This window comes from Nitrospiria bacterium, from assembly GCA_036397255.1.
Lineage (GTDB): Bacteria > Nitrospirota > Nitrospiria > DASWJH01 > DASWJH01 > DASWJH01.
On record DASWJH010000067.1, the window covers coordinates 1 to 5,786 of the forward strand.

A 5,786-nucleotide genomic window follows, 5' to 3' on the forward strand; every position below is an offset into this window, starting at 1 on the left:
GGGAATGACGAACTGGATTTTGCAGGAACCTCTAATACTTCAAAGGCTTCAACCACAGAATGACTTTGACTTGACCCTTGCCCTGTATGGACCTTAAACACTTTTTAACAATTTTTACCCACTCGATTTCACGAAGACCCAAAAAAATTAAACGGACAGGAGGAATTTACCATGAGAAAAAAAGTTGAAATTCTGTTCATGGGAACCTTAATTCTCTTAACCACTGGCCTTTTGGTGACCCATTTCTCAATGGCCCAACAAAACGACTCTGAGAATTCACCCGATGGGTTTCTTTATTTAAATCAAAAGGGACGGTTTCAATGATTTCAAGGGGAAACCCCTTTCACACAAACCGATGAAAATAAAACCGATAAAGCCAACCTGCTATTTAAAATCGATACCCAGACCGGAAACGTTTGGATGTTTCAGGGGGGAATCGGCAAAACCAAAACCATTGCCCAATGGCATCCTGTCAAAAACTAATGGTGATCAAAACCCTTTTTTTGAGGGAAAATTCTTGTAAAATATTGGGGAAAAGGCATCACCTTCTTTATGCGTATTCTATGGATTGGTTTTAAAGCGGGGTCCCTGCAGAGCGTCAGGGTAAGTCACCTTAATTTTATAAAGGGACATTGAATCAAAGGGGGGGGAAAAAGAAATATTTCCTGGAAAACCTAAAGTGAGCTGACTTCCTTGGGCTTTCCAAATAAATACCCTTGAGCAATATGAATTCCAATTTTTTTAACAATTTGCAATTCTTTTTCCGTTTCCACCCCCTCCGCAATAATTCCCTCGGGAGAATAGTTCTTCAAAGCCGTGATTTGATCCTTAAGAAAATCTCTAAATTTTTCAGAGGTTACGGCATGGAGGATACTGCTTCGGTCAACCTTAATAAATTCGGGACCAAACTGAGCAATAAACGGGAAGGAAACAAACCCTGCCCCAAAATCATCAATCGCAAATCGGTAACCCAACTTTCGCCATTTTCTGGCAACCTCCAGACGCATTGCAATATCATTCAGGGGCTCTAACTCTGAGATTTCCAAAATCACATCCAAATTAGGGGGAATTGGGATCAAATCCATTTGCTCAAGGATGGTGAAATCCACATTAATGAAGACCCGATTCAGTCCAATGGTGTGTGCGGTTTTTAACTGTGATTTAAAACAAATCGCTTTTAATGCGTGAAGCTGACCCCCCGCTTGGTAGCGGGCAAATAATTCCTGGATACTTAGTTTTCCTTTCGGATCCCGACTGAGGGCCTCAAACCCGATGACCCGATTGGATTGAATATCAACCACGGGCTGAAAAACGGTTTTCACGGTTTGGTCATTGAGGGTATAGTCTTCCACTCCGATTTTAATTTTTTCAGTTCCTTGGGCCGCCATATGCAGGGCCCGGTCCGCCATGTGAGTCAACTCTTCCACGGTTCTTCCATGCTCTTTATAAATAGCAATTCCGATAATCAAATCCAATGGAAGATCTACTTCTTTTCCAAAACTCTTAACGCCATTTCGTATCCGATCGGATACGGCAACGATTCCCCCTCTTTTGATGTCCGATAGAATCACCATAAACGAATCGCCTCCCCAGCGGAAAACAACATCCATTTTTCGAGTAGAATTCTGAATACTTTTGGCCACAGACTTGAGGACATTATTTCCCGATTGATGGCCCTTGGCAGTATTCACCAGATGAAATTTTTCCAAATCGCAAAGAAGAACGGCCAAAGGGTAACGGTTTCTTTCAGATCGATTGATCTCCTCCAATAGACGTTGATCGAAATAACCCCGGTTGTACAATCCGGTGAGTGGATCTCGAATGGTCTGCTCATCCACGGTGACCAGGGCCCTTTTTTGTTTTGTAATATCGATGGCCACACCCTGGATACGTCTTCCTTCTTTTTGATCACCTCCGAAGGGATCGGCCTTCAATAAAATCCATCGTATCTCGTCGTTGGGACAAACCACTTGAAATTGGGTTTCAATCGGGCACCCTTTTTTAAGCCCGGACACCATTTTTTCCCTCACCAGGTCCCGGTCCTCCGGATTTACCCAATTCAACCATTCCTGAAAAGTAACCTCATGGATTTGGGGACTTTGATTCATCAATCGGGAGCACTCCTCCGAACATTTTATTTGATTGGAATGAATGTCCCATTCCCATGTCCCAAACCCCACCCGGTTTTGGGCCAACTTCATCTGATTTTTATCGGTGAGAAAAGCTTCCTCTAAATCCCTTTCTTTTGTAATATCCCACACCACCCCTTCTGCAAACCAAATCCCATTTTGCCGAAAGGTTTTTATTGATTTTTCCCTAAACCAAACCCGGGCTCCATTTTTTTTCTGAAACCGGTATTGAATGTCATATTCTTTATTGTCAGTGACGAGCTGTTGAAACGCGTCTTTCACCCGGTCTACATCCAAAGGGTGAATTTTTTCGTAGCGTAACGGAGCTCCCCCCCCATACATTTCATCGGGAGTATACCCATAAAGATCCAAAATCCCCGGACTGGCGGAATGGAATCCACCTTCTTGATCGGCCACCCAAACCATCCCTGAAAGGCCTTTTATTAAATGATTAAAACGGTTCTCCACCGCAACCATTTCCTCATTGGCTTTTTGGGTTTGATAACCAAAATAACCCATCAATCCAATACTCATCACTGAAAAAAACCGGTCAGGGAGTACCGACCAGGGTTCTTGGATGGGGTGTGAATAAAAATGACCTGCAATGGTGAGGAAAAAGGCAAACCCTGATAAATACAAGATGAACTGTTTATTGGGGAACAACATCCCCAAAACAACCAGCAAAACAAATGGAATTCCGGAGGCGGGGCCCAAGGAGAATCGAGTATCCAACCAAAAAAGAACAATCGCTCCAGCCAATACGAGCCCATAAGCCATTGGGGGCCTTTTTTTAAAATAACAGACTATGAAATTCAAAATTTATCCGTCCGGTTTCATCGGGAAAAGGAAGGGCTTTCACTCTCAAGTATATCGGTGAAGAAAAACCAGTCAAGGTAAGTACTCGCCGTAATAATAAAACCCTAGAAATATTCTAGGGTTGTTTAGCTAAACTTACCCTTTCTGATATCATACCCTCAGGGAATATCCGCCTATTCTTCTTTTTTAGCCCATTGCACACCCAGAGGCAATCCCATACAATGAATTCATGTTACTGATTATCGATGGATACAACTTTTTGGGGAGAAAAAATGGCCTCCATGGAAACCTAGAGGTCAAAAGGGGGAAATTAATTGAAGATCTCTCACAATATCATCAAATAAAAAAAATTCCAATTACTGTGGTTTTTGATGGTTGGAAAACAGGGGAAGAATGGGAGCACCAGGAGAAAATAAAAGGGATTTCCATTATTTTTTCCCGACGGGGTGAAAAAGCAGACACGGTGATTGCCCGTATGGCCGGCAAAAAAAGAAACCGGTGTATTGTGGTAACTTCTGATCGGGAATTGCAAAAAATAGCCCAAACCTTAGATGCCACCACAATGTTTTCTGGCGAATTTGAAGCCAAGCTATTCAACGCTCTTTTTGACCAGGAATCCTTAAACCCTTCCCAAAAGGAGGAAAGGGAGAACCCTCAACACAAACAAAGAAAAATTAAAAAAGGAAATCCTTTTCGGGCTTCAAAAACCGAGCGGCGGAGAAAGGCCAAGTTAAAAAATTTATAAGCAATAGCATCGGGGAGAAATAGGCCATTGGCAAACAGGTATGGCATTTAATGAAAACACAAGGGGGTTCTCGGTTTCCAGTGACGGGGAAAGGTTTCAAGGTTTTGTTGGATGGAAAAAAGCTTCCAATATAAAGGGGGTAAAATTTTGGTTAAATTAAAAAAATTGTTCAAATTAAACCCAATACCAATTATTTGTGGATCGGTCCGGGTAAACCGGAAGGGGAACGGATTGGGAAAAGGAAAAGGTTCTCAAACCTAGAGTCCCCGTTGCCCCTTCAATCCAGGAAAATATCCCGGAAGACCTCTGATCTGAACACGGGCCATCCCTTACAAATCCATGGGTAAAGGGGGGGCCTTTCTTCACGAACCCCTTGGTTTAGATGTCATGAAGGGAAACAATTTTTTTCCGAAGCGCATATTTGATCAGATCGGTTCGATGATGGATATTAACCTTTCGCATTAAATTGGCCTTATGGGTATCCACGGTTTTGGGACTTAACCCTAAAAGATTGGCAGTTTCTTTTGCGGTATGGCCCTCTGCTAAATATTTTAATATTTGAATCTCCCGGTTTGTTAGCAAATCCCAGATTCTCTGATCCATATGCCTTACCTTGGCGGCACATTCATGGACCAACTTTTCACGTTTCCTAGAATCTAAAAAAATTCCTCCCTGATAAACCACCGAAGCAGCTGCACCCAAATCCTTTAGCGTAAAACCAGACTCCAAAATTCCTCTAACCCCCGCCTTTAGAAAGGAGAACCATTCCATCAATGAATAGTCCTGAACCAACATTAGAATTTTTGCTTCAGGGTGTGAAACCCTCAATTTCAATAAAAAGGACGTTTTTTCTTCCTCAATTTGATTGGCTTCAACCAGAATCAGATCGGGTTTTAATTCTTTGAGTTTCTTTAACCCTTTTGACAGGTCCGGAGTGCGGAACAGGATTGAGTATTGATACCCCCACCCTATATCACTGTCACTGATTTTGGGAATCATATGATCCTTTCCAAAAATAACCAAACTTACACTTTGAGGGTTCATTTTTTCTCCCGCATTGAAATTTAACAAAGGCTCATCTATTATAAAATTCCACGAAGAAAGAAGTTTCAATTAATCGGAACCCATTTAAAATAGGTTGAAAGTGATCAAACAGAAAAAAAAAGGGCAATGCGGGGCTTTTAAAAATAGGCCTTTGAATTTTCTCATACCTTAAGGGATGAGTTGTTATAAGCCTAACCCTCACACGTTCCCTGAATCCCATTTGCAATCCTTGTTTTTATTTTCCCGGTAAAGGAATCAGTTCAAGAAGGGTTGGTTAACATTTAACTTTTCTGATCCCTGGTGGACCCCCCCCTTATCCCTTTATAAAAACTCTTAACCCCCCCACCGGAAAATCTAACGGGAAAGGAGCAAAAAGTAATATAGTGAAGCAGTTGCCATTAACAAGTTGCCAAAAATAAAAGGTTCCATTTTTCCCTCCCTTTATTAAAGTCATGGGCTAAAACATTTCTTCTTTTCTCCATTTAAAACCAGGGACCCGTCACATAAGGGAAAAGGAGTCCCTGTTTAAATTCCCCCTTGGGTTCCTTCATCCAGGATCAGGGCCAAAACACTTAATACAACCATTGCGCCTGCCCCCATTAAGGCAGCAATTCCATATTCCAAAAATCCTCCCATGGTTTCCACGGCCTCACCTCCATTTCTTGAATGAGTCATGAATCATCAACTGAGGTCAGAATAGGTTAACTTTATGAGGGTCAAATAAAGCTAAAATGAACTTTTTTTTAGATTGTGTTAAGGAAAGGTAAAGTTTAAAAAGGAAAAGGGAGGGTTTTTTCGGGGCTTCAAAGAAAAACTGATAAGACTCAGCAACTTAGAGTGGTTTCCCACTATACTGCGGCCATTAAAACAAACTACACCAAAGTGCCCCTTCATGGGGTTAAAAGAAAAAGGGGTCTTCGTGTAATCGAGTGGGTAAAAATTGTTAAAAAGTGTTTAAGGTCCATACAGGGCAAGGGTCAAGGCAAAGTCATTCTGTGGTTGAAGCCTTTGAAGTATTAGAGGTTCCTGCAAAATCCAGTTCGTCATTCCCG

At 41.8% G+C, this 5,786-nt stretch carries 4 protein-coding genes; 2 read left to right on the plus strand and 2 right to left on the minus strand.

Annotation, left to right across the window (positions count from 1 at the left end; translation table 11 throughout):
* Positions 1 to 171: 171 nt before the first annotated feature.
* The gene (locus VGB26_08950) at positions 172 to 324 is read left to right on the plus strand and encodes a hypothetical protein (protein ID HEX9757915.1); all 153 of its coding nucleotides are present in this window, start codon (positions 172 to 174) and stop codon (positions 322 to 324) included.
* Positions 325 to 674: 350 nt separating this feature from the next.
* Here VGB26_08950 and VGB26_08955 read toward each other — a convergent pair whose 3' ends face one another.
* Positions 675 to 2,906 carry a diguanylate cyclase gene (locus VGB26_08955; protein HEX9757916.1) on the minus strand — a complete coding sequence of 744 codons (2,232 nt, stop codon included), beginning with the start codon at positions 2,904 to 2,906 and terminating at the stop codon, positions 675 to 677.
* 268 nt (positions 2,907 to 3,174) lie between these two features.
* On the opposite strand from VGB26_08955, the gene VGB26_08960 reads away from it, so the two are divergent.
* On the plus strand, positions 3,175 to 3,690 hold the full coding sequence (locus tag VGB26_08960; GenBank protein HEX9757917.1) for an NYN domain-containing protein: 516 nt from the start codon (positions 3,175 to 3,177) through the stop codon (positions 3,688 to 3,690).
* 378 nt (positions 3,691 to 4,068) lie between these two features.
* On the opposite strand, the gene VGB26_08965 is transcribed toward VGB26_08960, so the two are convergent.
* The gene (locus tag VGB26_08965) at positions 4,069 to 4,734 is read right to left on the minus strand and encodes a response regulator transcription factor (GenBank protein ID HEX9757918.1); all 666 of its coding nucleotides are present in this window, start codon (positions 4,732 to 4,734) and stop codon (positions 4,069 to 4,071) included.
* Positions 4,735 to 5,786: the final 1,052 nt, after the last annotated feature.

Coding starts and splice junctions, on each gene's coding strand:
- VGB26_08950 (HEX9757915.1), top strand. CDS start 172: ATGAGAAAAAAAGTTGAAATTCTGTTCATGGGAACCTTAATTCTCTTA.
- VGB26_08955 (HEX9757916.1), bottom strand. CDS start 2,906: ATGGCTTATGGGCTCGTATTGGCTGGAGCGATTGTTCTTTTTTGGTTG.
- VGB26_08960 (HEX9757917.1), top strand. CDS start 3,175: ATGTTACTGATTATCGATGGATACAACTTTTTGGGGAGAAAAAATGGC.
- VGB26_08965 (HEX9757918.1), bottom strand. CDS start 4,734: ATGAACCCTCAAAGTGTAAGTTTGGTTATTTTTGGAAAGGATCATATG.